The 23,977-nt window shown below is 63.5% G+C and carries 23 protein-coding genes; 10 read left to right on the top strand and 13 right to left on the bottom strand.

Annotated elements, in window-relative coordinates; genetic code table 11:
- Positions 1–89: 89 nt before the first annotated feature.
- The 5 genes from ACF8R4_RS21590 (at position 90) to ACF8R4_RS21570 (ending at position 4,290) form a co-directional block, all read left to right on the top strand.
- Positions 90–1,250, top strand: coding sequence for a D-alanyl-D-alanine carboxypeptidase family protein (locus ACF8R4_RS21590; RefSeq protein ID WP_016712184.1), 1,161 nt, complete (start codon positions 90–92; stop codon positions 1,248–1,250).
- A gap of 73 nt (positions 1,251–1,323) precedes the next feature.
- Positions 1,324–1,599, top strand: a complete 276-nt coding sequence (locus ACF8R4_RS21585; protein WP_003249736.1) for a DUF493 domain-containing protein — start codon at positions 1,324–1,326, stop codon at positions 1,597–1,599.
- On the top strand, positions 1,599–2,246 hold the full coding sequence (lipB, locus tag ACF8R4_RS21580) for a lipoyl(octanoyl) transferase LipB (protein ID WP_019098023.1): 648 nt from the start codon (positions 1,599–1,601) through the stop codon (positions 2,244–2,246). Before ACF8R4_RS21585 ends, lipB begins: the two co-directional genes overlap by 1 nt.
- A 2-nt stretch (positions 2,247–2,248) precedes the next feature.
- Positions 2,249–3,265, top strand: a complete 1,017-nt coding sequence (lipA, locus tag ACF8R4_RS21575) for a lipoyl synthase (RefSeq protein WP_223623450.1) — start codon at positions 2,249–2,251, stop codon at positions 3,263–3,265.
- A gap of 86 nt (positions 3,266–3,351) precedes the next feature.
- A complete protein-coding gene (locus ACF8R4_RS21570; RefSeq protein ID WP_060498514.1) occupies positions 3,352–4,290 on the top strand; it encodes an LD-carboxypeptidase in 939 nt (312 codons plus the stop codon).
- A 115-nt stretch (positions 4,291–4,405) separates the two neighbouring features.
- Here ACF8R4_RS21570 and ACF8R4_RS21565 read toward each other — a convergent pair whose 3' ends face one another.
- The 5 genes from ACF8R4_RS21565 to leuS form a co-directional block, all read right to left on the bottom strand.
- The gene (locus ACF8R4_RS21565; protein ID WP_060498513.1) at positions 4,406–5,722 is read right to left on the bottom strand and encodes a lytic murein transglycosylase; all 1,317 of its coding nucleotides are present in this window, start codon (positions 5,720–5,722) and stop codon (positions 4,406–4,408) included.
- A 60-nt stretch (positions 5,723–5,782) separates the two neighbouring features.
- A complete protein-coding gene (arfA, locus tag ACF8R4_RS21560) occupies positions 5,783–5,947 on the bottom strand; it encodes an alternative ribosome rescue factor ArfA (protein ID WP_104833888.1) in 165 nt (54 codons plus the stop codon).
- Between the two features lie 189 nt (positions 5,948–6,136).
- The gene (holA, locus tag ACF8R4_RS21555; protein WP_060498511.1) at positions 6,137–7,174 is read right to left on the bottom strand and encodes a DNA polymerase III subunit delta; all 1,038 of its coding nucleotides are present in this window, start codon (positions 7,172–7,174) and stop codon (positions 6,137–6,139) included.
- A 39-nt stretch (positions 7,175–7,213) separates the two neighbouring features.
- Entirely contained in the window at positions 7,214–7,819 is a 606-nt protein-coding gene (gene lptE / locus ACF8R4_RS21550; protein ID WP_060498510.1) for an LPS assembly lipoprotein LptE, read from the bottom strand.
- A 61-nt stretch (positions 7,820–7,880) separates the two neighbouring features.
- On the bottom strand, positions 7,881–10,487 hold the full coding sequence (gene leuS, locus ACF8R4_RS21545) for a leucine--tRNA ligase (protein WP_164525119.1): 2,607 nt from the start codon (positions 10,485–10,487) through the stop codon (positions 7,881–7,883).
- 229 nt (positions 10,488–10,716) lie between these two features.
- On the opposite strand from leuS, the gene ACF8R4_RS21540 reads away from it, so the two are divergent.
- Together ACF8R4_RS21540 and ACF8R4_RS21535 are read left to right on the top strand one after the other, a co-directional pair.
- Positions 10,717–11,031: a hypothetical protein gene (locus ACF8R4_RS21540; protein ID WP_019098017.1), complete on the top strand. Its 315-nt coding sequence runs from the start codon at positions 10,717–10,719 to the stop codon at positions 11,029–11,031.
- A 135-nt stretch (positions 11,032–11,166) separates the two neighbouring features.
- The gene (locus tag ACF8R4_RS21535) at positions 11,167–11,928 is read left to right on the top strand and encodes a YdcF family protein (protein WP_104833890.1); all 762 of its coding nucleotides are present in this window, start codon (positions 11,167–11,169) and stop codon (positions 11,926–11,928) included.
- 126 nt (positions 11,929–12,054) lie between these two features.
- On the opposite strand, the gene lnt is transcribed toward ACF8R4_RS21535, so the two are convergent.
- From lnt to ACF8R4_RS21515, 4 genes are read right to left on the bottom strand one after another with little or no spacing between them, the layout of a single operon-like run.
- Positions 12,055–13,572, bottom strand: coding sequence for an apolipoprotein N-acyltransferase (gene lnt, locus ACF8R4_RS21530; RefSeq protein ID WP_060498508.1), 1,518 nt, complete (start codon positions 13,570–13,572; stop codon positions 12,055–12,057).
- A gap of 8 nt (positions 13,573–13,580) precedes the next feature.
- Positions 13,581–14,420 (bottom strand): HlyC/CorC family transporter, encoded by an 840-nt coding sequence (locus ACF8R4_RS21525; protein ID WP_016712172.1) that lies wholly within the window; start codon positions 14,418–14,420, stop codon positions 13,581–13,583.
- Between the two features lie 25 nt (positions 14,421–14,445).
- Positions 14,446–14,919, bottom strand: a complete 474-nt coding sequence (gene ybeY, locus ACF8R4_RS21520) for an rRNA maturation RNase YbeY (protein ID WP_060498507.1) — start codon at positions 14,917–14,919, stop codon at positions 14,446–14,448.
- Positions 14,912–15,910: a PhoH family protein gene (locus tag ACF8R4_RS21515; RefSeq protein WP_060498506.1), complete on the bottom strand. Its 999-nt coding sequence runs from the start codon at positions 15,908–15,910 to the stop codon at positions 14,912–14,914. Before ACF8R4_RS21515 ends, ybeY begins: the two co-directional genes overlap by 8 nt.
- A gap of 176 nt (positions 15,911–16,086) precedes the next feature.
- Here ACF8R4_RS21515 and ACF8R4_RS21510 point away from each other — a divergent pair, with 176 nt between their 5' ends.
- Positions 16,087–16,413 (top strand): DUF1820 family protein, encoded by a 327-nt coding sequence (locus ACF8R4_RS21510; protein ID WP_060498505.1) that lies wholly within the window; start codon positions 16,087–16,089, stop codon positions 16,411–16,413.
- Between the two features lie 3 nt (positions 16,414–16,416).
- On the opposite strand, the gene ACF8R4_RS21505 is transcribed toward ACF8R4_RS21510, so the two are convergent.
- The 4 genes from ACF8R4_RS21505 to ACF8R4_RS21490 all read right to left on the bottom strand — a co-directional run bounded on the left by ACF8R4_RS21505 (position 16,417) and on the right by ACF8R4_RS21490 (position 19,912).
- The gene (locus ACF8R4_RS21505) at positions 16,417–16,962 is read right to left on the bottom strand and encodes a tetratricopeptide repeat protein (protein WP_016712168.1); all 546 of its coding nucleotides are present in this window, start codon (positions 16,960–16,962) and stop codon (positions 16,417–16,419) included.
- A gap of 214 nt (positions 16,963–17,176) precedes the next feature.
- Positions 17,177–18,460, bottom strand: a complete 1,284-nt coding sequence (hemL, locus tag ACF8R4_RS21500; protein ID WP_104833891.1) for a glutamate-1-semialdehyde 2,1-aminomutase — start codon at positions 18,458–18,460, stop codon at positions 17,177–17,179.
- 17 nt (positions 18,461–18,477) lie between these two features.
- Positions 18,478–19,101, bottom strand: coding sequence for a thiamine phosphate synthase (gene thiE, locus ACF8R4_RS21495; protein WP_016712165.1), 624 nt, complete (start codon positions 19,099–19,101; stop codon positions 18,478–18,480).
- 13 nt (positions 19,102–19,114) lie between these two features.
- Complete coding sequence (locus ACF8R4_RS21490; RefSeq protein WP_104833893.1) at positions 19,115–19,912, bottom strand: hydroxymethylpyrimidine/phosphomethylpyrimidine kinase; 798 nt, start codon at positions 19,910–19,912, stop codon at positions 19,115–19,117.
- A 265-nt stretch (positions 19,913–20,177) separates the two neighbouring features.
- Between ACF8R4_RS21490 and ACF8R4_RS21485 the strand changes: the two genes are divergently transcribed.
- Together ACF8R4_RS21485 and ACF8R4_RS21480 are read left to right on the top strand one after the other, a co-directional pair.
- On the top strand, positions 20,178–22,166 hold the full coding sequence (locus tag ACF8R4_RS21485) for a hybrid sensor histidine kinase/response regulator (protein ID WP_104833894.1): 1,989 nt from the start codon (positions 20,178–20,180) through the stop codon (positions 22,164–22,166).
- 115 nt (positions 22,167–22,281) lie between these two features.
- Positions 22,282–23,934, top strand: a complete 1,653-nt coding sequence (locus tag ACF8R4_RS21480; protein ID WP_060498501.1) for an acyl-CoA dehydrogenase family protein — start codon at positions 22,282–22,284, stop codon at positions 23,932–23,934.
- Positions 23,935–23,977: the final 43 nt, after the last annotated feature.

Genomic DNA, 23,977 nt, shown 5'->3' with positions numbered 1-23,977 from the left:
CCGACGGCCAAAAAACTAGACTGACTGGCGCTGGGCACACGATCTTGCCCAGGGAACATCTCAGACCATTAGCGATTTTCGAGAGACGGATGAACATCACCAACCTTGCCAAACGACTTTGCCTGCCTGTACTGCTGATGATCACGCCTGCCGCCTTCGCGGCTGAGCAGATGACGCCGGCACCACCTCAATTGGCAGCCAAGTCCTACGTACTCATGGACGCGTCCAGCGGCAACGTGCTGGTCGAGAACAACGGTGACGAGCGCCTGCCGCCGGCCAGCCTGACCAAGCTGATGACCGCCTACATCGCCACCCTGGACATCCGCCGTGGCCAGATCGGTGAAAACGACCCGGTCACCGTCAGCGAAAACGCCTGGCGTACTGGCGGTTCGCGCATGTTCATCAAGGTGGGCAGCCAGGTGACCGTCAGCGACCTGCTGCACGGCATCATCATCCAGTCCGGCAACGACGCTTCGGTCGCCCTGGCCGAGCACATCGCCGGCAGCGAAGATGCCTTCGCCGACATGATGAACAAGACGGCTGCCGACCTGGGCATGACCAACAGCCACTTCATGAACCCGACCGGCCTGCCGCACCCGGACCACTATTCGTCTGCGCACGACATGGCCACCCTGGCCCGTGCGATCATCACCGTCGACCCGGCCCACTACGCCATCTATTCGCAGAAGGAATTCTTCTGGAACAACATCAAGCAGCCGAACCGCAACCTGCTGCTGTGGCGTGACAAGACCGTCGATGGCCTGAAAACCGGCCACACCGACGAAGCTGGCTACTGCATGGTGGCTTCGGCCGTTCGCGACGGCCAGCGCCTGATCGCCGTGGTGTTCGGTACCAACAGCGAGCAATCGCGTGCTGCCGAAACCCAGAAGCTGCTGACCTATGGCTTCCGCTTCTTCGAAACCCAGACCTTCTACCAGAAGGGCACCGAGCTGACCCAGGCTCCTGTCTGGAAGGGCGCCACCGGCCAGATCAAGGCTGGCCTGGCCGACGACCTGACCATGACTATGCCTAAAGGCCAATTGAAGCGCCTGCAGGCTTCGATGACCATGAACCCGCAGCTCACCGCACCCATCGCCAAAGGTGACGTGATCGGCAAAGTGGAAGTCAAACTGGACGAGAAAGTGGTTCACAGTGCCGACCTGATCGCCCTCGATGGCGTCGAGGAAGGTGGTTTCTTCCGCCGTATGTGGGATAGCATCCGTCTATTCTTCTACGGGTTGTTCAACTGATACGTGACCTGCATGCCCCCGCGTATCTCGCGGGGGCGTTGTTGTTGCCACGGCTTACGAGGCCGTTTCCGCCATGAGCGAACCAGACGTCAAGTCGCATAAAATCGAATTCCCTTGCGACGATTACCCGATCAAGGTAATCGGCGATACCGTTGTCGGCTTCAAGGACACCGTGATCGAAATCCTCAGCAAGCACGCGAAAGTCGACCTTTCCACCCTGGCCGAGCGCCAGAGCAAGGAAGGTAAGTACACCACCGTGCAATTGCACATCGTTGCCGAAAGCGAGAACCAGCTGCACGATATCAACAGCGCCCTGCGCGCTACCGGCATCGTGAAAATGGTGCTTTGATGTCCGCCTGCCTCGGTTTTCGCGAGCTTGGCCTGCAGCCCTACGAACCGGTGCTGGAGGCCATGCGTCGCTTCACCGAGCAGCGCACCCCGGACAGCCAGGATGAAATCTGGCTGGTCGAGCATCCTGCGGTCTTCACCCAGGGCCAGGCTGGCAAGGCCGAGCACCTGCTGGTGCCGGGTGATATCCCGGTGGTGCAGACCGACCGCGGCGGCCAGGTGACCTACCATGGCCCCGGGCAGTTGGTGGCCTACCTGCTGCTGGATGTGCGCCGGCTGGGCTTTGGCGTGCGCGAACTGGTCAGCCGTATCGAGCAGACGCTGGTCGACCTGCTGGCCAGTTACGACGTGCAGGCTTCTGCCAAGCCCGACGCCCCGGGCGTCTACGTCGATGGAGCGAAAATCGCCTCCCTCGGCCTGCGAATTCGCAACGGCCGTTCGTTCCACGGCCTTGCCCTGAACGTGGACATGGACCTTGCGCCATTCCGCCGAATCAACCCCTGCGGCTATGCGGGGCTGGCGATGACCCAGCTGCGCGACCTGGCAGGTCCGATCGAACTCGACGAGGTCAGGACAAGGCTGCGCGGACAGCTGGTCAAGCACCTCGACTACGCTGAGCAGACGACCCTCACGGGCGGAATCGACTGAATATGACAACTGTGCAAGAAGCCGTGCCGAACCTGATACCCAACCAGGATGTCACCCCGCGCCCAGCGCCGAAGAAGGTGGAAGCTGGGGTAAAACTGCGTGGCGCCGAAAAGGTGGCGCGCATCCCGGTGAAGATCATCCCCACCGAAGAGCTGCCGAAAAAGCCTGACTGGATTCGCGTGCGTATTCCGGTATCGCCCGAGGTAGACCGCATCAAGCAACTGCTGCGCAAGCACAAGCTGCACAGCGTGTGTGAAGAGGCTTCCTGCCCGAACCTGGGCGAGTGCTTCTCCGGTGGTACCGCCACCTTCATGATCATGGGTGACATCTGCACCCGTCGTTGCCCGTTCTGTGACGTGGGCCACGGCCGGCCGAAGCCGCTGGACCTGGACGAGCCGAAAAACCTGGCGGTCGCCATTGCCGACTTGCGCCTGAAGTACGTTGTGATCACCTCGGTGGACCGCGACGACCTGCGTGACGGTGGTGCCCAGCACTTCGCCGACTGCATCCGCGAAATCCGCGCGCTGTCGCCGGGCGTGCAGCTGGAAACCCTGGTGCCGGACTACCGTGGCCGTATGGACGTCGCGCTGGAAATCACCGCGCAAGAGCCGCCAGATGTGTTCAACCACAACCTGGAAACCGTACCGCGCCTGTACAAGGCTGCGCGTCCGGGCTCGGACTACGACTGGTCGCTGGACCTGCTGCAGAAGTTCAAGCAGATGGTCCCGCATGTACCTACCAAGTCGGGCTTGATGCTCGGCCTGGGCGAGACCGACGAGGAAGTGATCGAAGTGATGCACCGCATGCGCGAGCATGACATCGACATGCTCACCCTCGGCCAGTACCTGCAGCCGTCGCGCAGCCACCTGCCGGTGCAGCGTTTCGTGCACCCGGACACCTTCGCCTGGTTCGCCGAGGAAGGTTACAAGATGGGCTTCAAGAACGTCGCCTCTGGCCCGCTGGTGCGTTCTTCGTACCACGCTGACCAGCAGGCCCACGAAGCCAAGATCAAGCTCTGAGCCTGGTCTGAGGCACGCATGCCGATGCACGCCGAAGGGCGGCATCGGCATTTTTGTTTGTGTACCAAGCGCTGCAAGGAGCCGCAATGAACTGTGCCGAAACGTTACTACCGAGCCTGCCAGCCGCGTTGCCGACTAACGCCTGCTTTGCCATTGTCGCCCCGGCAGGCGCGGCGAGGCTGGATACGCACAAGGTCAGCCAGTGGTTTGCCGACCGTGGCTACGGCTGCCGCCTGTACCCCGCTGTCAACCAGGCCCAGGGCTACCTGGCAGGCTCTGACCAGCAGCGCTTGCAAGACTTGCACGATGCCTTTGCCGATCCGACCATCGACGCCATCCTGTGCATGCGCGGTGGTTACGGCAGCATGCGCCTGCTTGATCGGCTCGACTTTGACCTGATTCGGCGCAACCCCAAGCCGTTGATCGGCTACAGCGACATAACCGCGCTGCACACGGCCATCTATCGGCATGCCGGGCTGATCACCTTCCATGGAGGAATGCTCAATGCCGACTTGCTGGGGGCGAAGTTGCCGCCGACCGAGTCGTCGTTGTTGGCGCAGTTGGGCGGGCATGTGCGGGCAGGCGACCAGATCGTGCACCCGACGGACTATGCCTTGAGCAGTGTATTGGCGGGTGTGGCCAGTGGTCCGCTGCTGGGCGGTAACCTGTCGATGCTGGGGGCGACGATGGGGACGCTGGCCGAGCTTGATACCCAGGGCTGCATTTTGTTTATCGAGGACGTCAACGAGCCGTTGTACCGGGTGGACCGGCTGCTGACGCAGTTGCGTCTGGCGGGCAAGCTGGAAGGGCTGAAGGGCGTGCTGGTTGGGGATTTTGCCGGGATTACAACGGCGGCGCTTGCACCGTTGCTGGAGGAAACCTTTGCCCCGCTGGGTGTGCCGGTGCTGGCGGGGTGGCGCAGCGGGCACTGTGACCCGAATGTGTGCTTGCCGTTAGGGGCGCGGGTGAGGTTGGACAGTGATCGGCAGGAGTTGGTGCTGGAGCAGGATCTGTTCGAGGTTTGAGATTGTCGGGGCTGCTTTGCAGCCCTTCGCGGGCACGCCCGCTCCCACAGGGTTTGGTGCGATATCTGTGGGAGCGGGCGTGCCCGCGAAGGGGCGCAACGCGCCCCCAGCAATCTCACTGCTGACGCAGGCTCTCAAGCAGCCTGTGGGTCGGGTAGCCATCCGCCGGCCACCCCAGCCCTTGCTGGGCATTGCGAATGGCCTTGCGGGTATTGGCGCCGATGATGCCATCGGCATTCCCGGCCTCATGCCCGCGGCTGTTCAGCAGGTTCTGCAACTCCATGCGCTCGCTGCGGCTCAGCGGCAGGTCTTCTTTCGGCCAGCTGCCGGCAATGAAGCCCCAGCCGCTGAAACGATCCCCCAGCAAGCTCACCGCCAGCGCGTAGGACGACGAGTTGTTGTACTTGAGGATGGCGCGGAAGTTGTCCAGCACCAGGAACGCCGGCCCACGCGCCCCCGCCGGCAGCAGCAGGGCGGCAGACAGTTGGTTGCTGTTGGCGGGCAGTTGCGTGCCTGCAGGCAGTTTCACACCCATCGCCAGCCACTCGCTCACCGGTTTGCGCAGCGCGCCATCGGCTTGCCAGAAGTCGAAACCAGCCGGCACCTGTACCTCGAAGCCCCACGGTTGGCCACGCTTCCAGCCCGAGCTCTGCAGGTAGTGGGCGGTCGAAGCCAGGGCATCGGGTGTGCTGTTCCAGATATCGCGGCGGCCATCGCCGTCAAAGTCAACGGCGTGGGTGTTGTAGGTGGTCGGGATGAACTGGGTCTGGCCCATGGCGCCGGCCCATGAGCCGCGCATGGCTTCAGGCTGGATATCACCATGCTGGATGATCTGCAGCGCAGCGATCAGCTGGTCCTGGGCGAACTGTGGGCGGCGGCCTTCGTAGGCCAGGGTGGCCAGCGAGCGGATCACCGACTTGCTGCCCTGGAACTGGCCGAAATTACTTTCCATGCCCCACACCGCGACCAGCACCTGGCGGTCCACGCCATAGCGTTGTTCGATGCGTGTCAGCAACTCGGCATTCTGCTCCAGCAGCTTCTTGCCGTTGCGCACGCGCAGGGGCGATAGGGCGCCTTCGAGGTATTCCCACACCGGGCGGGTGAACTCTGGCTGGCTGCGGTCGGCCTTGATCACGTCCATGTCAGGGGTGACGCCGAGGAACGCGCGGTCGAAGGTGCTGGGTGAAATCCCGGCTTGCAGGGCCTGTTGGCGGAAGCCGGCCTGCCACTGGGCGAAGGTTTGCAGAGGCTGGATTTCAGTGCTGACGTCAGGCGTCGCGCCGGGCACGGTTACCACGGGAGCGGGTTGCGCAGGGGCCAGCGGCAGTGCGTCGGCGGCGGTGGGTTTTTCCGCGCATGCCACAAGCAGGATGAAGCTGGAGGCCGCGATCAGCTGGCGGGTTTCCCAACGGGGGATAAGACGGAAGAGCATGCACAGATCCAGAATTGCAGGTCAGGTGACGACCATACCATGCCTGCGCTTGCGATGCTTTCATGCAGCCAAAAAGTAGGAAGCCTCCCAATCTCTCGATTGGAAGGCTTCGCGGCGGTAGCTGCCTTTGCCCTTGACCGGTTGTTCCTGGCGGCAGCGGAACAGGGGCTGGGCGATGATCGACTTGGCCTTGTTGGGGCCGTGCTTTTTCGGCTTTTTGCTCATAGCGGGGTTCCCGGGTTGGGTGGGTTTCGGGGCGCACTGTAGGGCTTGGTGCGGGTAGGGGCCAATTGATAATGTTTATGGTCGATCGCAGTCCTGTGGGAGCGGGCGTGCCCGCGAACACCGGCGAAGCCGGTGCCATCGACCGCGTCGCCTGATTCGCGGGCATGCCCGCTCCCACAGCTACCCCCGTTATTCCGGGGGTAGCGCCAGACGCTGGCCAGCCATCAGCAGCGACAGGCGAGCCAAACCCGTCCAAGGAGAGCCCTCGGCCTGCCCCTTGATTTGCGCATCGATACGCTGGGCATCCTGCAACAACTGAGCCCAGCGCTGTGCTGACAAACGTTGCAGGGCCTTGCTGACCAACGGTCGGCGTTTGTCCCAGATCGGCGGGCGGGCCTGGCTGAAGGCCTTGTCCAGCGGTACACCCTGGCTGAATTGTTGGGCTAGCCCAGCCAGCTGGCGCAGCTCACGGGCCAGGGCCCAGAGGATGACTGGCGGTTCTACCCCCTCGCCACGCAACCCCTCGAGCATACGCAGGGCATGCGCAGCTTCTCCGTTGAGAATGGCGTCCACCAGGCCGAAGACATCGAAGCGAGCGCTATCAGCAACCGCGGCCTGCACCGTTTCCACGGTGATTTGGTTGCCGTCGGCCAGTAGCTTGAGCTTTTCGATTTCCTGTGCGGCTGCCAGCAAGTTGCCTTCCACGCGCGCGGCAATCAGGTCGACAGCGTCACGCTGTGCCGACAGGCCGGCCTGTTGCAGGCGCTGGTTGATCCACTGCGGAAGCTGATGCACGTCCACCGGCCAGATCTGGATGAACTGGCAATGCGCGCCTTCGATCAACGCCTTGCCCCACTTGGTCTTTTGCGCACTACCGTCGAGCTTGGGCAGGCTGACCAGCAGCAGGGTGTCTTCGGCGGGGTTGGCGCAGTATTCCATCAGTGCGGCGGCACCCTTGTCACCGGGCTTGCCCGAAGGTAGGCGCAGTTCCAGCAGGCGGCGTTGCGCGAACAGCGACAGGCTGGCGCCAGCCTGGAGCAGGGTGCCCCAGTCGAAGTTGGCGTCGGCACTGAACACCTGGCGCTCGTCGAAACCTTGTTGACGCGCGGTCTTACGGATGGCGTCGGCAGCTTCCTGGCACAGCAACGGGTCGTCGCCGCTGACCACGTAGACCGGTGCCAGGGCGCCTTGCAGGTGCTTGTTGAGTTGGGCGGGGGCAAGTTTCATGGGAAACAGGTGGGGCACCCGAAGGTGCCCCGCACGGGCTTAGTTGCCCGGTACTTCCAGCGGCGACTGCTGAGGCGTTTCGGCCTGCTGACGGCGGGCAGCTTCCAGCGCGGCGGCTTCGGCCTGTGCGCGTTCGTCGGCTTTGCGCTGCAGTTCGTCCAGCTGAGACGGGCTCAGCATCTGCAGACGCACGACCATGGCGTTGACCAGATCGCGGCGCATTTCTTCACGGGCGCGGTTGGCTTCCTGCTCGGAACCGGTGATGTTCGAGCCGTCACGCACGTAGATTTTGCGTACTTCCAGCTTGTCGCTCATCAGTTCCAGGTTGTTCAGGCCCTGGATGCTGTAGTTCAGCACTGTGGTCAGCTCGTATTCGGCAGTACGGTTGCCGCTGCTGTAGGTGGCCGAACGCTCGTTTTCCTGCTCGTTGGTCAGCACCAGACGGTAGGGCGCACCGGCGTGTACGTTGACACCGCTGCGCTCCAGTACTTCACGCAGCTGGACCACGGTCGGTCCATAGGCGTTGCGCGCGCTGACGTCCATTTCCTTCACGCTCAGCTCGGTAGAGCCGGTGCCGCGCAGCTGGAAACCGCAGGCGCTGAGCATGACCGCCAGGCCGATTACCAGCAAATTGCGTTTGATCATGTTGTTGCTCCCTTGTGGGCCTGTTACGCCCGCCCGCAGTGACTGCGAGCGGGCGCTGCCATCAGTTGGCGACGATGTTTACCAGTTTGCCCGGTACCACGATGACCTTGCGGATGGTCAGGCCATCGATGAAGCGCAGGACGTTCTCGTTGCTGCGGGCAGCGGCTTCGACTTCTTCGCGGCTGGCAGCAGCCGGCATTTCGACCTGGCCACGCAGCTTGCCGTTGACCTGCACCACCAGGGTGATGGTGTCCTGCACCAGCGCTTGTTCGTCGACACTCGGCCAGGCGGCATCGATTACCGAGCCTGGGTGGCCCAGTTGCTGCCACAGCTCGTGGGAGATGTGCGGGGTGATCGGGGCCAGCAGCAGGGTGACGGCTTCAAGGCCTTCCTGCAGCAGTGCGCGGTCCTGTTCGCTGGCCTGCGGGGCCTTCTCCAGCACGTTCATCACGGTCATCACCTGGGCGATGGCGGTGTTGAACTTGTGGTACTGGCCCACGTCGGTGCTGGCCTGCTTGATGGCCGCGTGGATGGCGCGGCGGATGACCTTCTGCGCGTCGTCCAGTGCGGTGACATCCAGCTTGCCCGGCAGGCCCTGGCTGACGTGCGCCTGAGCCAGGCGCCAGACGCGGCGCAGGAAGCGGCTGGCACCTTCGACGCCGGAGTCGGACCATTCCAGGCTCATGTCGGGCGGCGAGGCGAACATCATGAACAGGCGGCAGGTGTCGGCACCGTAGGCTTCGATCATCGACTGCGGGTCGACGCCGTTGTTCTTCGACTTCGACATCTTCTCGGTGCCGCCGATTTCCACCGGCAGGCCGTCGGTCTTCAGGCGAGCACCAATGACCTTGGCCTTGGCATCGCGCTCGATCTCGACATCGGCCGGGTTGAACCAGTCCTTGCCGCCGTTGCTGGCCACACGGTAGTAGGTTTCGGCGACGACCATGCCCTGGGTCAGCAGGTTCTTGAACGGCTCGTTCGAGGTAACCAGGCCTTCGTCACGCATCAGCTTGTGGAAGAAGCGCGCGTACAGCAGGTGCAGGATCGCGTGCTCGATACCGCCGATGTACTGGTCGACCGGCAGCCAGTGGTTGGCGGCTTTTGGGTCTACCAGGCCCTTGTCGTAGTTCGGCGAGGCGTAGCGGGCGAAGTACCAGGACGACTCGACGAAGGTGTCCATGGTGTCGGTTTCGCGCTTGGCCGCAGTGCCGCATTTCGGGCAGGTGCACTCATAGAATTCCGGCATGCGCGCCAGCGGCGAGCCGGCGCCATCCGGCACCACGTTCTCGGGCAGGGTGACCGGCAGCTGGTCTTCCGGCACCGGCACGTCGCCGCAGGACGGGCAGTGGATGATCGGGATCGGACAGCCCCAGTAGCGCTGGCGGCTGATACCCCAGTCACGCAGGCGGAACTGGGTGCGCGACTTGCCCAGTTCCTTGCGGATCAGGGCGGCTTCGATGGCGTCGAAGGCGCCGGCGAAGTCCAGGCCATCGAACTCGGCGGAGTTGATCAGCTGGCCGTGCTCGCCATAGGCGGCCTGCCACTCGCTGCCCACTTCATCGCCCGCGCTGGTGCGTACCACGGCCTTGACCGGCAGGTTGTACTTGTGGGCGAACTCGAAGTCGCGCTCGTCGTGGGCCGGCACGGCCATCACGGCGCCATCGCCGTAGTGCATCAGCACGTAGTTGGCGACCCATACCGGCAGCTTCTCGCCGGTCAGCGGGTGCTCTACCAGCAGGGAAGTGGCCATGCCTTTCTTCTCCTGGGTGGCCATGTCGGCCTCGGCAACGCTGCCGCTCTTGCACTCGTCGATGAACGCTTGCAGCGCCGGGTTGCCCTGGGCCGCCTGGGTGGCCAGCGGGTGCTCGGCGGCGACGGCGACGTAGGTGGCGCCCATCAGCGTGTCGGGACGGGTGGTGAAGACCTTCAGGGTGCCTTCGTGGCCGATGCTGGCCTGGTCGTACGGGAACTGTACTTCCATGCCGCGCGACTTGCCGATCCAGTTGCGCTGCATGGTCTTGACCTGCTCAGGCCAGCCCGGCAGCTCGTCGAGGCTTTCCAGCAGCTCGTCGGCGTAGTCGGTGATGCGGAAGTAGTACATCGGGATTTCGCGCTTTTCGATCAGCGCGCCCGAACGCCAGCCACGGCCGTCGATGACCTGCTCGTTGGCCAGTACGGTCTGGTCTGCCGGGTCCCAGTTCACGGTACCGTTCTTGCGGTAGATGATGCCTTTCTCGAACAGGCGGGTGAACAGCCACTGCTCCCAACGGTAGTAGTCGGGTTTGCAGGTGGTGACTTCACGTGCCCAGTCGATGGCCAGGCCCAGGCTCTTGAGCTGGGTCTTCATGTAATCGATGTTTTCGTATGTCCACTTGGCCGGGGCGACGTTGTTTTTCATCGCCGCGTTTTCCGCGGGCATGCCGAATGCGTCCCAGCCCATCGGCTGCAGGACGTTCTTGCCCAGCATGCGCTGGTAACGGGCAATCACGTCGCCGATGGTGTAGTTGCGAACGTGGCCCATGTGTAGCTTGCCGCTCGGGTACGGGAACATCGATAGGCAATAGTAGGTGTCTTTGCCTGGCTGTTCGGTAACAGCGAACGATTGTTGCTCGTCCCAGAACTTCTGGGCGGCGGCTTCGATATCACGGGGCGTGTATTGTTCGTGCATGGCTACTTTTGGCTGAGAGAGGAGAGACCTTGTTCCAGGCAGCGGAACCTCGCTGCGTCCGGCACTCCGGTGTCGTTTAGAGTGAACGCCGTAGCATACAGCAGCGCTGCGCATCGTGGGAAACCTTCGTTGCGAATGGCCGCTGGTCGCAGCACCCGGCTGCTTTTCATGGCGCCGCTAAGCTCAGGTGTGGGGGGAGATATTCTTTATCTTCAATTGAGGTGAACGGATGGGAGAGACGCAGCTACCCGCAATGAAACCGGAGCTTTACGAGCGCCTGATCGACCGGCTTGGCCTGGCACTGGAAGTGGCAAGGACCTCGGTACGATTGCGCGACGAGATGCCAGCCGAGCTGGAGTTGCGCGGCCTGAGCCACGCAGAGTTCGAAGTGATCAAGGCTTACCTGGAATCCCTCCCGGAGCGCCACAATGCCTCTGTCGGCAGTTACCCGCAAGCGGAGCCGACATCGGCCAAGATCATCTGGCTCAAGGACAAGAAACGCCCCGCCAATACGGCGAGATCCAGGACGCTGCCACATCGCTAGCCGTTCAGGACGCCAGGCGCGGGCTATCGCGCGCCGGTTCTTCACTATCACACAACTCACGATCGGCGCCGGCCGCACCCTTGTTGACCGGCGCCGATCCTTCTAGGCTGCACGCCTGCCAAGGAGGTGTGGCCGATGCCGATCCGATTCTTCATCAAACAATGGCTGATGCCGCCGGGCATCCTGTTTCTGCTGCTGCTTGCGGCGTGGTGGCTGCGTGCCCGGCGGCCACGGTTGGCGGCGCTGTGCTTTGCCGTGGGGCTTGGTGGCCTGTGGCTGATGAGTTTGCCGCTGGTGGTGCAGGAAACCGCCCATAGGCTGGAAAGCGAGCCTCCGTTGGCTGTAAACGACTGGGCCGGTCTTGCGCGGCGGGCGGATGCCATCGTGGTGCTGGGCGCAGGGCGTGAGCGCGGCGACCCGGCCTGGGGCGGTAGCGACCAGCCCACGGCCACGGCTTTGGAACGCATGCGTTTTGCTGCGCAGTTAGCCAAGGCCTCGGGCTTGCCGGTGCTGACCAGTGGCGGGCTGCACTATGGCACGCCGCCGAGTGAGGCGCGGTTGATGGCGGATCGCCTCCACGACGACTTTGCTGTTGACGTGAAGTGGCGCGAAGAGGCCAGCCGCACGACCTGGGAAAATGCCCAGTTCACGGCCAAGGTGCTGCAGCCGTTGGGGATTCGCCGTGTGGTGGTGGTGACACAGGCCTGGCACATGCAGCGCTCGCGCTGGAGCTTCGAGCAAGCGGGGTTCGAGGTGGTGCCGGCGCCGGTGGGGTTCCTGGGGCAGGATCATGCGCGGCCGTTTGGCGGATTGCTGCCGGAGAGCCGGGCGATGTGGCAGAGCGGGCAGTTGCTTAATGAGGTGGTGGGGTTGGTGGGGTATCGGGTTTTCTATTGAGCCTTGCATCGCCTGTGCAGGCCTCTTCGCGGGCAAGCCCGCTCCCACAGGTACTGCACATGCCTTCCAGGCTTTGAAAATCCTGTGGGAGCGGGCTTGCCCGCGAAGAGGCCAGTACAGGCAAACTCAGACGGTTTTGGCGATGCGGCCTGCCAGCAACGCCCAGCCCAGCAGCAATGCGCAGACAATCGCCAGCGGCCACGAACGCCATTGCAGGTAAGGCGTCAGTTGCTGCATCGGCACCACCTCACCATACAGCACAGCCTGCTGGAACTGCGGAATCTGCGTGGTAATACGGCCAAACGGGTCGATCAGCGCGGTCACGCCGTTGTTGGTGGCGCGGATCATCCATCGTCCGGCTTCCAGCGCGCGCATCTGTGCCATCTGCAGGTGCTGCAACGGGCCGATCGAGGTGCCGAACCAGGTATCGTTGCTGATGGTCAGCAGCAGGTCACTGCGTGCCGCCAGGCCAGCGGCAAACTCGGGGTAGACCACTTCGTAGCAGATGTACGGCGCAATCTGGTAACCCTTGGCCTGCAGCAGTGGCTGGTCTTCCGGCCCACGGGCGAAGTCCGACATGGGCAGGTTGAAGAACTCGATGGCGCCACGCAGCATGTCCTGCAGCGGTACGTACTCGCCAAACGGCACCAGCTTCTGCTTGAGGTAGGTGCCGTCACCTTCACCGGTCACAGTGATGCCGTTGTAGTAGCGGTGCTGATGGTGCACCACTTCCCGCACTGGCACGCCGGTGATCAGCGCCGAATGCCGCTCGGCAGCAAAACGGCCCATCACGTCGATGTAGCCTTGGGCCTGGTCCTTGAGCACCGGCACCGCCGTTTCTGGCCACACCAGCAAATCCACGGGTTTTGAGCTGAAGCTCAGGTCGCGGTACAGCGCCAGTTGCGCGTCGATGTGCGCTGGGTCCCATTTCAGGTCTTGCTCGACGTTGCCCTGAATGGCCGCCACTTTCAACGGGTCACCTACCGGTTTGGTCCAGGCGTGGCCCTTGAGCGCCAGGCCCAGTGCCCATGGGGCCAACAACAGCAGGCAGCCCACGGCCAGGAACGAGGGGCGGGCACGCAGGCGATGCAGGTTGCACAGCAGGGCAGCAGTGAGCGCCAGCGTGAAGGAAATCAGCCACACGCCGCCCAGCGGAGCCAGGCCCGCCAGCGGGCCGTCCAGCTGGCTGTAGCCGGCGTAAAGCCAGGGGAAACCGGTCAGGAACCAGCCGCGGAAGGCCTCTTGCAGCAGCCACAGCGCCGCGAAGCACAGGGCATCGGCCAGCGGCGCTTCGTTGCGCCGTAGCCAGCGTGCCCACAGCCAGGTCGGCAAGGCAAAGAACCAGGCCAGCGCGGCGAAGAACGCCAGCAGCAGCAGAATCGCTAGCAGCGGCGAGGCGCCGCCGTAGGTGTTCATGCTGACGTAAATCCACCAGGTGCCGGCGCCATACAGGCCAAAACCGAACCACCAGCCACGCCACATGGCCTGGCGCGGGCTGAGCTCGCGCAGGCCAAGGTAGAGCATGGCGATGGACAACACGGCCAGCGGCCAGATGTCGAACGGCGCCAGGGCCAGGAGGGTAGAGGCACCGGCCGCCAGGGCCAGCAGGTTACCGGGCCAGCCGGGGCGGGTGATCCAACGCATGTTAGTCCTTAACGGGTGATCGGGGTCAGGCGCAGCAAGTGTATCCGCCGGCTGTCGGCGTTGAGAATACGGAACTTGTAAGACCCGATCTCGGTAGTTTCGTTGCGCTTGGGCAGATGGCCGAAGGCGCTCATCACCAGGCCGCCGACCGTGTCGAACTCGTCATCGGAGAACTCGCTGTCGAAGAACTCGTTGAAGTTGTCGATCGGGGTAAGCGCCTTCACCAAAAAGTCACCGCTGGGCAGCGGCTTGATGTAGCTGTCTTCCTCGACGTCATGCTCGTCCTCGATGTCGCCAACGATCTGCTCCAGCACGTCCTCGATGGTCACCAGGCCCGCCACACCGCCGTATTCGTCGATGACGATGGCCATGTGGTTATGGTTGGCACGGAACTCGCGCAGCAACACGTTCAGGCGCTTGGACTCGGGCACGAAAGTGGCCGGGCGCAGCAAATCCTTGATGTTGAAGCTGTCGCCGTTTTCCTTGAGGATCAGCGGCAGCAGGTCTTTGGCGAGCAGGATCCCGAGTACGTCGTCGTGGCTTTCGCCGATTACCGGGTAGCGCGAGTGCGCGGCGTCGATCACCGCCGGCAGGAATTCACGCGGCGACTGGCTGGCCTTGATGCTGATCATCTGCGAACGCGGGACCATGATGTCGCGAACCTGCAGGTCGGCGACCTGGATGGCGCCTTCGACGATGGTCAGTGCTTCGCTGTCCAGCAGCTTGTTCTGGTGCGCTTCGCGCAGCAGCTCAAGCAGCTCCTGGCGGTTTTTCGGCTCATGGGCAAAAGCCTGGGTCAGTTTACCCAGCCAGGACTTCTGCCCGTTGCTCGATCGATCTTCGCTCATGGCGGTTCTCGTGATCCTTCGTGTTTCAGTGTGTGAGAGTGTCGGTTTCATCGTCGGCGTACGGGTCGGGGTGACCCAGTTCTGCCAGCAATTCCCGTTCCAGGCTTTCCATTTCCTCGGCTTCCTCATCCTCGATGTGGTCGTAGCCGAGCAGGTGCAGGCAACCGTGCATGACCAGGTGTGCCCAGTGCGCTTCGAGCGATTTGCCTTGTTCGGCCGCTTCGCGCTCGACCACCGCCACGCAGATGACCAGGTCGCCCAGCAACGGGATATCGAGCAGGTCGTCAGGCACGTCGGCCGGGAACGACAGCACGTTGGTCGCGTAGTCCTTGTGCCGGTAGGTGTGGTTCAGCTCGCGGCCTTCGGCTTCGTCGACCAGGCGAATGGTCATTTCCGAGTCGGCACTGCGCTGGCGCAGGGCCAGTTCGCACCAGCGGCGGAAGGCGGCGTCATCCGGGGCGGCAGCGTCCGTGGCCCGTTGAATATCAAGTTCAAGCATCTTTGCCGGGCGCCTCGGGCTTGGCCTGGTGGGCTTCGAAGCGGTCGTAGGCTTCGACAATGCGCTGCACCAGTGGGTGACGAACCACATCCTTGGGTTGGAAGTGGGTAAAGCTGATACCCGGAACGTCTTTCAGCACCTCGATGACGTGCGCCAGGCCCGATTTGGTGCCACGCGGCAGGTCGACCTGGGTGATGTCGCCGGTGATCACCGCCGTGGAGCCGAAACCGATGCGGGTGAGGAACATTTTCATCTGTTCCAGCGTGGTGTTCTGGCTTTCGTCGAGGATGATGAAGCTGTTGTTCAGGGTGCGGCCACGCATGTAGGCCAGCGGGGCGATTTCGATCACCTGGCGCTCGATCAGCTTGGCCACGTGTTCGAAGCCGAGCATTTCGTACAGGGCGTCGTACAGCGGGCGCAGGTACGGGTCGATCTTCTGCGCCAGGTCGCCGGGCAGGAAGCCGAGCTTTTCGCCCGCCTCGACCGCCGGGCGTACCAGCAGGATACGGCGTACCTGCTCACGCTCCAGTGCGTCAACGGCACAGGCCACGGCCAGGTAGGTCTTGCCGGTACCGGCCGGGCCGATGCCGAAGTTGATGTCGTTGGCCAGGATTTCCTTCACGTAGCGCTGCTGGTTGAGCCCGCGCGGGCGAATGTTGCCCTTGCGCGTACGCAACGACACGCTGACCTCGTTGACGGCCGGGTTGTCGATGTTCTCGACGGCCGACTCCTGCAGGTACAGGTGTACGGTTTCCGGCGACAGGTCGGTGGCCTTGGTCTCGCGGTAGAGACGGCGCAGCAGCTGTTCGGCAGCGGAAGTGGTCTTGGGTTCGCCGATCAGTTCGAACTGATTGCCGCGGTTGCGGATTTCGATGGCCAGGCGCTGTTCGATCAGGCGCAGGTGCTCGTCGAACTGGCCGCACAGGTTGGCGAAACGGTGGGCCTCGAAGGGCTCGAGGATGAAACGATGGGGTTCTATGGGTGCGTTCAAGGTCGTTTTTAGCCGCTCGACGGCAATGGATGTGAACTCAAGAATAACCCTTGAATGGCAGTGGCGAAAGCACTGAAACGTTCAACGGTATGTAGGGCCGGTACAGCCGACACAGATCAGCAAACCTGTCTGCTATGATGCCCGCCTTTTCTTACGCATGTGTTATCCCGCCGAACATGAGCAAACGCGAACCTGCCATCTATAAAGTGATCTTCCTCAACCAGGGGCAGGTCTTCGAGATGTATGCCAAGCAGATCTACCAGAGCGACCTGTGGGGCTTTCTGGAAATCGAGGAGTTCGTGTTCGGCGAGCGCTCGCAACTGGTGGTGGACCCGAGCGAGGAAAAGCTCAAGAGCCAGTTCGAGGGGGTAGTCCGCAGTTTTGTGCCGATGCACTCGATCGTGCGCATCGATGAGGTGGAGCGCCTGGGCACGGCCAAGATCAGCGAAGCCAAGGGCGGCGGCAATGTCATGCCATTCCCGATGCCGATGCCGGAAAAGTAAGCCTCAGGGGAGCGGCGAGAACGGCGTACGCCCTTCGGCGTTCTGCAGTTCCAGCAGGTACTTGCGGAAGATCTGGCCGAGCACCTGAGTGGCGTGCTCAAGCTCGTCGCGGGGCATTTGCTCGGTCACTTCGTCGGCCATGTCCAGCGCATCTTCTGCGCCGTTGACGGCGGCCATCTTCAGCAGGATGTAGGCCTGCACGTTGTTGGCCTTGACCCCTTCGCCATGGAAGAACATGGCCCCCAGGCGGTACTGCGCGTCGGCGTGGCCTTGCAGCGAAGCCTTCTGGAACCAGTCCAGGGCTTTGTCGAGGTTTTTTGGCGTTTGCGTGTAGAAGTACTCGCCCAGTTCGAACTGTGCCTGGGCATCCCCTGCGGTTGCCGTCTGCTCGCAGGCCTTGAGGGCGTTTGCCAGGTCTTCAGGCTGAACGTTCAAGGTGCAGCGGCCCGTCGCCGGAATGAGCAACGAGTTACCGCCCTCCGCCAGGGCCAGCAGGGGCTGAAGAAGCAACAGGCAGCCCAGGGTCAGGGCGCGGCCGGTGCGGTTCATGGGGATCGACTTACCTCTGTGAAGCTGCGGCCAATGTCTCTGGTGGCACATTATGGGATAAGCAGCGCCAACCTTACAAAGTTTTACTCGAATTTCTGCTTGGCTGGGGAAGTCAGCTGATTGTGCTGGGGTAATTATTTCCTGTACCGGCCTCTTCGCGGGCAAGTCGGGGCGCCGAACCGCCGCTCCCACAGAGGCCGGTGCAGGCTGGCAGTTACTTCAGGGCTGCAAAGGCCTTTTCAGCCGCATCCAGGGTGATCTGCAGCTCCTTGTCGCCATGGGCGATGGAGGTGAAGCCCGCCTCGAACGCGCTCGGTGCCAGGTACACGCCACCCTCCAGCATCAGGTGGAAGAAGCGCTTGAAACGCTCGGCATCGCTGGCCATCACGTCTTCGAAGGTGACGATGTCGTCGGCGCCGCTGAAGTACAGGCCGAACATGGCGCCGGCCTGGGTGGTGACAAACGGTATGCCAGCGGCATCGGCGCGCTGTTGCAGGCCGTCGAGCATGCGGCTGGTGTAGTCGGTCAGCTCAGCGTGGAAGCCTGGGCGGCTGATCAGCTTCAGGGTGGTCAGGCCGGCGGCCATGGCCAGCGGGTTGCCCGACAGGGTGCCGGCCTGGTAGACCGGGCCAAGCGGGGCGATGCAGCCCATGATTTCACGCTTGCCGCCGAAGCAGCCGACCGGCATGCCGCCACCGACGATCTTGCCGAAGGTGGACAGGTCCGGCTTGATGCCGTAGTGGCCCTGGGCGCCGCCCAGGGAAACGCGGAAGCCGGTCATCACTTCGTCGAAGATCAGCACCACGCCGTGTTTGTCGCACTGCTCGCGCAGGCCTTCAAGGAAGCCGGGCGCCGGCGGTACGCAGTTCATGTTGCCTGCCACCGGCTCGACGATGATGCAGGCCACGGTCTGGCCGACGTCGGCCAGGGTCTTCTCGACGGCGGCGATGTCGTTGAACGGCAGCGTCAGGGTGTGCTTGGCGAAGTCGGCCGGTACGCCCGCCGAGCTTGGCACGCCCTGGGTCAGCAGGCCGGAACCGGCTTTTACCAACAGGCTGTCGGAGTGGCCGTGGTAGCAGCCTTCAAACTTGATGATTGCATCACGGCCGGTGTAGCCACGGGCCAGGCGGATGGCGCTCATGGTGGCCTCGGTGCCCGAGCTGACCATGCGCACCATTTCCATGGACGGTACCAGCGAGCAGACCAGGTCGGCCATGTCGGTTTCCATGGCGGTCGGTGCGCCATAGGACAGGCCGTGCTCCAGCTGCTTGCGTACCGACTCCAGCACGTCCGGGTGGCCGTGGCCGAGGATCATCGGGCCCCAGGAACCGACATAATCGACGTAGCGCTTGTCGTCCTCGTCAACGACGTAGGCGCCTTCGGCATGCTTGAAGAACAGCGGCGTGCCGCCCACGCTTTTGAACGCGCGCACTGGCGAGTTGACGCCACCGGGGATGTGCTTCTGGGCTTTGGCGAACAGGTCTTCGGAACGGGACATGAAAGGTTCTCTCGAAATCAGGATGCGAACAAGGCATTGAAGGCGCGGGCGCGGCGGGTAACTTCCTGCGCGCTGTCGGCACCGAACAGGCCGTGGATCACCGCCAGCAGGTCGGCGCCGTGGGCGACCAGCGGGGCGGCGTTGTCGAGGGTGATGCCGCCGATCACCGCGATCGGCAGTTTCACCTGGGCGCGTGCCTGCTCCAGCAGTTGGACGTTGGCAGCGGGCGCACCCGGCTTGGTGACGGAATTGAAGAAGCGGCCAAAGGCCACGTAGCTGGCCCCTTCGCTGGCGGCCTGGGCGGCCAGGTCGAGGCTGGCATGGCAGGTGGAGCCGATGATCGCCTGGCGGCCGAGCAGGGCACGGGCCGGGGTCAGCGGGCCATCGGTCTGGCCCAGGTGCACGCCGACGCCCAGGCGTGCGGCCAGTTCGGCGTCGTCGTTGATGAGCAGTTGCGTGCCGTAGCGCTCGCAGAGCTTCATCAGCCCTTCGGCTTCGCGCAGGCGGCGCGCGGCGTCGTCGCTTTTGTCGCGGTACTGCAGCAGGCACACGCCGCCTTCCAGTGCCGCCTCGACATGGGACAGGAAACGGCCGGCGAGCAGCTGGCTGTCGGTGATGGCGTACAGACCGCGTAGCTTCATGAAAGGCCTCGTATCAGGAGCAGAAGTCCAGGGGCAGGCGACGCGGCACGTACTGGCCTTTGCCCAGCTGTTCGGCGTCACGCAGGGTGCGCCAGGTGTAGTCCAGTGCGCTGCGTACGGCGCTTTCCAGTTGCTCGCCAAGGGCCAGGCGGCCGGCCAGGGCGCTGGCCAGGGTGCAGCCTGAGCCGTGATAGCTGCCCGGCAGGCGCTGGCAGGTCCAGGTGTGGTGCTTGCCGTCCTGGGTGTACAGGCGGTTGTGGATTTCGTCTTCGTCGCCGTGACCGCCGGTAATCAGCAGGTGTCTACAGAACGGCAAGAGTTTCTCGGCACACGCGTCGGCGGTGCCTTCGGGCAGTTCGGCGAGGATGCGCGCCTCAGGCAGGTTCGGCGTGGCGATGGTCGCCAGTGGCAGCAGGCGTTCGCGCAGGGCGTAGCCCACTTCGTCCTTGCCCAGGCGGCCACCGCCACCGGCACGCAGCACCGGGTCGCACACCAGCGGCAGGTGCGGATGGGCAGCCAGCAGCTCGGCCACGGTGTCGACCATCTCGATCGAGCCGAGCATGCCCAGCTTGACGGCGGCCACCGTGGAGTCGGCCAGCACGGCATTGGCCTGGGCCAGTACCCACTCGCGGTCGAGCACGCGGAAGTCGGAAACGTTGACGGTATCCTGCACAGTCAGGGCGGTCACGGCGGGCGCGGCGTGACAGCCTTGGGCGATCAGGGCTTCGATATCTGCCTGCAAGCCGGCGCCGCCACTTGGGTCGTGGCCGGAGAGACAGAGGACAACGGGGCGGGAGCTGTAGGTATTCATGGTCGGCGAGCTTACCACCAAACCTGTTTGGGCGGATCGTCCGACAAACGAGTTTTGTTGATCAATCGGTCAGAATTGTTTGTTTAATTCTTCTGAAAGTGTTGATTTAGAGCCTTTTTCTTGATTTTTGATATGGCCGATTGCCAGGTTGCGAAGCTATGCTAGAGTGCTCGGATAACTCGACAAACGGGTTCTGCAGGATCACGTCGTCTCAAACGGATGGGAGGCAAACGCGACGCGACCGGACAGACCATGCTGGGGCTGTATGCGCTATTTGCTGATTGTGCTTCTGGGCTTGCTGCCCGTGCTGGCTGGAGCGGTCGATTTCGACAGCGCTACGCAGCACCTTCCATTGGGCAAGGCCATGCAGGTGTATGAAGACCTTGATGGCAGTGCCAGCATCGCCCAGGTCAGTGCCCCCGGGTTCGCCAAACATTTCCGCCCCCACGATAAAGACGTGCTGAATGCCGGTTACTCCACCTCGGTGTTCTGGCTCAAGGTCGAGCTGCGCCCGGTTGCCGCGCCCGGCGCTGCCCCTCGGCAGTGGCTACTGGAGCTCGCTTACCCGCCGCTGGACCACCTGGAGCTGTATTTGCCTGATAGCGGTGGCGGCTACCGCCTGGCGCAGCGCACCGGCGATGCCTTGCCGTACGACAGCCGGCAGATCCGACAGAACAACTACCTGTTCGAACTGCAGTTGCCGCCAGGCGAGGTGACCACCGCCTACCTGCGCCTGCACAGCCAGGGCTCGGTGCAGGCACCGCTGGCGCTGTGGTCCCCTGAAGCCTATATGGAAGAGCAGCCCACGCGCCTGTATGTGCTGGGGATGATCTACGGCGTGTTGTTGGTGATGCTGGTGTACAACCTGTTCATCTACCTCAGTGTGCGGGACGTCAGCTACCTCTATTACATCCTTTACATCGCCTCGTTCGGTTTCTATCAGGTGTCGGTGAACGGTGCGGGTGTCGCTTATTTCTGGCCGGACAGCCCCTGGTGGGCGAATGCCTCGACACCGCTGTTCATCGGTGCGGCAGGCCTGTTCGGTTGCCAGTTTGCCCGGCATTTCCTGCAACTGGACAACATCAGCCGTGGTTGCGACCGGTTGCTGCAGTTACTGATGCTGGGCGGTGCGCTGGTCATGGTGATGGCGGTGAGCGCGCCCTACGGTATTGCCCTGCGCATGGCCACGCTGCTGGCCTTGCTGTTTACTGTGAGCATCTTCAGTGCGGGGCTGTACGCCTGGTGGCGGGGCTTGCGCGTGGCGCGCTGGTTCATCATCGCCTGGACGGCCTTCCTGCTCGGCGGGCTGGTCAACACGCTGATGGTGCTGGGGTACCTGCCGAACGTGTTCATCACCATGTATGCCAGCCAGCTGGGTTCGGCGCTGGAGGTGGCACTGCTGTCGCTGGCGCTGGCCGACCGCATCAACAGCCTGCGCGAGCAGCAGGCGCAAACCTTGCGCGAAACAGGACGCACGCTGGAGCAGTTGAACCTGCAACTGGCCAGGAGCAACCGGTTGAAGGATGAGTTTCTGGCCAGCGTGACCCACGAACTGCGCACCCCGATGAATGGCGTGATCGGCTCGCTGGAACTGATGCACACCCTGCCGATGGAGGCCGAGATGGCCCAGTATCACCGCACGGCGGTGGGGTCTGCGCAGGGGATGATGGACATGGTCGATGCCATTCTCACCTTGTCTGAATTGCAGGCCGGCCGCCTGCGTGCGCAGCCGGCGCCGTTCAGCCTGCGCACACTGTTGCAGGGGTTGCGCGCCGGTTATGCCGGGCAGGCCTTGGGCAAAGGCTTGTACCTGAGCCTGGATATCCCGGCTGACCTGCCGGATGCGCTGGAGGGCGATGGAGAGAAATTGGCCCGCTGCCTTGGCTGCCTGGTGGAGAACGGGTTGAAGTTCACCCACCAGGGCGGGGTGATGATCCAGGTGCGCGGGCGCCGGGTAGGGCCGGGGGATCTGGCGTTGACCTTTACGGTCAGTGACAGCGGGATTGGTTTTGATGACCTTGAGCAATCGACCCTGTACCAGCGGTTCTTCCAGGTGGATGGGTCGATGACCCGGCGCTATGGCGGGTTGGGGATTGGCTTGTCGATCTGCCGGCAGATGGGGGAGTTGCTGGGGGCGCGGTTGGCGCATGAGTCGACGCGCGGGTTGGGGAGCCGGTTCGAGTTGAGCTTGAACATGGCGATTTCGCAGGTGCAGATGAGCCCGAGCATTCTGCAGGCGCGGCGTTCGCTGTAACGCCGATGGCCTCTTGGGCACCCCACCACACGTTTAGTCATTAATGTCACTTTGACGGAACAGCACGGGGTGCTTCACTGGGGGCTTCACGCCTACCCGGATCCAGGAGCCCCCGATGAACCTGCACCAGTACGCTGAAACCCACGAAGTCACCAACCAGCCTCCGCCCCTCGACGGCGCCAACCTCTACCGCCTCGACCTGCCGCTGCAGGAATGGTCCCGGCGTTTCGGTGCAGGCTGGGCCGAGTCGCGGATCGACGCCTACGGTGCCCTGGCTGGCGGCCCGCTGATGCAGGCCGGTTTCCTGGCCAACGCACACAAACCGGAATTCATCAGCCACGACCGCTACGGTCATCGCATCGACCTGGTCGAGTTCCACCCCGCCTACCACGAACTGATGCGAACGGCCGTCGAACACGGCCTGCCTTCTTTGCCCTGGGCCGAGCCCCGCGCTGGTGCCCATGTGGCGCGGGCTTCCATGACCTACCTGCACAGCCAGGCCGAGGCCGGGACCGGCTGCCCGCTGACCATGACCTTCGCCGCCGTGCCGGCGCTGCGCCTGCAGCCCGAGCTGGCCGAATACTGGCTGCCGAAAATCCTGGCCTGCGAATATGACCCGCGCAACATCGGTGACCGGCACAAGGCGGGGGTTACCCTGGGCATGGCCATGACCGAGAAGCAGGGCGGCACCGATGTGCGCGCCAATACCACGCGGGCCTATCCGGTGGGGGCACCCGGCCCGGGCCAGGCCTACGAGCTGGTGGGGCACAAGTGGTTCTGCTCGGCGCCCATGTGTGATGCCTTCCTGACCCTGGCCCAGACTGAAAAAGGCCTGAGCTGCTTCCTGCTGCCGCGCCATCGCCCGGACGACAACCGCAATCAGTTCTACATCCAGCGGCTGAAGAACAAGCTCGGCAACAGCTCCAATGCCTCCAGCGAAGTAGAGTTCCGGGGGGCGCTGGCGTGGATGATTGGCGAGGAAGGGCGGGGCGTGCCGACCATCATCGAGATGGTGGCCATGACCCGCTTCGACTGCATGGTCGGCTCCAGCGCCTTGATGCGCCAGGCGCTGACTCAGGCGGCTCACCACTGCGCGCACCGCAAGGTCGGTGGCCGGGTGTTGAACGAACAACCGCTGATGCAGAACGTGCTGGCCGACCTGGCCCTGGAAAGCGAGGCCGCGCTGGCCCTGAGCCTGCGCATGGGGCAGGCGCTGGAACAGCCCGACGACCCGCAGCAGGCGCATTTCGCCCGGCTGGTCACGGCCGTGGGCAAATACTGGATCTGCAAGCGAGCGCCGGCCATGATCAACGAGGCAGCCGAATGCCTGGGCGGTGCGGGTTATGTGGAGGACAGCATCCTGCCTCGGCTGTACCGCGAAGCACCGGTCAACTCGACCTGGGAAGGCTCGGGCAATGTGCAATGTCTGGATGTGCTGCGGGCCTTGTCCAAGGAGCCGGGCGTGCTGGACGCGTTGTTTGCCGAACTGGGCGATGGGCAGGGTGACCCCCGGTTGGCAGCGCACATCGGTAACCTCAAGGGGGCGTTTGCCGACACGGGCGACATGCAGTACCGGGCGCGGCAGTTGACGGAGGACATTGCCCTGGCGTTGCAGGCCAAGCTGTTGCTGGAGGCGGGGAACGCGGTGGTGAGTGATGCCTTTATCGGTAGCCGGCTGACAGCTGGTGGCCGGGTGTATGGGGCATTGCCGCGGGGTGTGGATGTTGAGGCTTTGGTGGCAAGAGCAACACCCGTCTGGGAGGGCTGAGTTGGCCTCTTAGCGGGCGCGCCCGCTCCCACAGAAACCGCGC

Source organism: Pseudomonas sp. FYR_2, from assembly GCF_043106425.1.
Taxonomy (GTDB): domain Bacteria; phylum Pseudomonadota; class Gammaproteobacteria; order Pseudomonadales; family Pseudomonadaceae; genus Aquipseudomonas; species Aquipseudomonas monteilii.
Note: the sequence above shows the minus strand (reverse complement) of the source record. Positions and strands in the feature narration are given on the sequence as shown.

What these genes read in the sequence shown, in the direction of transcription:
- ACF8R4_RS21590 (WP_016712184.1), top strand. Translation starts at nt 90, where the DNA reads ATGAACATCACCAACCTTGCCAAACGACTTTGCCTGCCTGTACTGCTG.
- ACF8R4_RS21585 (WP_003249736.1), top strand. Translation starts at nt 1,324, where the DNA reads ATGAGCGAACCAGACGTCAAGTCGCATAAAATCGAATTCCCTTGCGAC.
- lipB (WP_019098023.1), top strand. Translation starts at nt 1,599, where the DNA reads ATGTCCGCCTGCCTCGGTTTTCGCGAGCTTGGCCTGCAGCCCTACGAA.
- lipA (WP_223623450.1), top strand. Translation starts at nt 2,249, where the DNA reads ATGACAACTGTGCAAGAAGCCGTGCCGAACCTGATACCCAACCAGGAT.
- ACF8R4_RS21570 (WP_060498514.1), top strand. Translation starts at nt 3,352, where the DNA reads ATGAACTGTGCCGAAACGTTACTACCGAGCCTGCCAGCCGCGTTGCCG.
- ACF8R4_RS21565 (WP_060498513.1), bottom strand. Translation starts at nt 5,722, where the DNA reads ATGCTCTTCCGTCTTATCCCCCGTTGGGAAACCCGCCAGCTGATCGCG.
- arfA (WP_104833888.1), bottom strand. Translation starts at nt 5,947, where the DNA reads ATGAGCAAAAAGCCGAAAAAGCACGGCCCCAACAAGGCCAAGTCGATC.
- holA (WP_060498511.1), bottom strand. Translation starts at nt 7,174, where the DNA reads ATGAAACTTGCCCCCGCCCAACTCAACAAGCACCTGCAAGGCGCCCTG.
- lptE (WP_060498510.1), bottom strand. Translation starts at nt 7,819, where the DNA reads ATGATCAAACGCAATTTGCTGGTAATCGGCCTGGCGGTCATGCTCAGC.
- leuS (WP_164525119.1), bottom strand. Translation starts at nt 10,487, where the DNA reads ATGCACGAACAATACACGCCCCGTGATATCGAAGCCGCCGCCCAGAAG.
- ACF8R4_RS21540 (WP_019098017.1), top strand. Translation starts at nt 10,717, where the DNA reads ATGGGAGAGACGCAGCTACCCGCAATGAAACCGGAGCTTTACGAGCGC.
- ACF8R4_RS21535 (WP_104833890.1), top strand. Translation starts at nt 11,167, where the DNA reads ATGCCGATCCGATTCTTCATCAAACAATGGCTGATGCCGCCGGGCATC.
- lnt (WP_060498508.1), bottom strand. Translation starts at nt 13,572, where the DNA reads ATGCGTTGGATCACCCGCCCCGGCTGGCCCGGTAACCTGCTGGCCCTG.
- ACF8R4_RS21525 (WP_016712172.1), bottom strand. Translation starts at nt 14,420, where the DNA reads ATGAGCGAAGATCGATCGAGCAACGGGCAGAAGTCCTGGCTGGGTAAA.
- ybeY (WP_060498507.1), bottom strand. Translation starts at nt 14,919, where the DNA reads ATGCTTGAACTTGATATTCAACGGGCCACGGACGCTGCCGCCCCGGAT.
- ACF8R4_RS21510 (WP_060498505.1), top strand. Translation starts at nt 16,087, where the DNA reads ATGAGCAAACGCGAACCTGCCATCTATAAAGTGATCTTCCTCAACCAG.
- ACF8R4_RS21505 (WP_016712168.1), bottom strand. Translation starts at nt 16,962, where the DNA reads ATGAACCGCACCGGCCGCGCCCTGACCCTGGGCTGCCTGTTGCTTCTT.
- hemL (WP_104833891.1), bottom strand. Translation starts at nt 18,460, where the DNA reads ATGTCCCGTTCCGAAGACCTGTTCGCCAAAGCCCAGAAGCACATCCCC.
- thiE (WP_016712165.1), bottom strand. Translation starts at nt 19,101, where the DNA reads ATGAAGCTACGCGGTCTGTACGCCATCACCGACAGCCAGCTGCTCGCC.
- ACF8R4_RS21490 (WP_104833893.1), bottom strand. Translation starts at nt 19,912, where the DNA reads ATGAATACCTACAGCTCCCGCCCCGTTGTCCTCTGTCTCTCCGGCCAC.
- ACF8R4_RS21485 (WP_104833894.1), top strand. Translation starts at nt 20,178, where the DNA reads ATGCGCTATTTGCTGATTGTGCTTCTGGGCTTGCTGCCCGTGCTGGCT.
- ACF8R4_RS21480 (WP_060498501.1), top strand. Translation starts at nt 22,282, where the DNA reads ATGAACCTGCACCAGTACGCTGAAACCCACGAAGTCACCAACCAGCCT.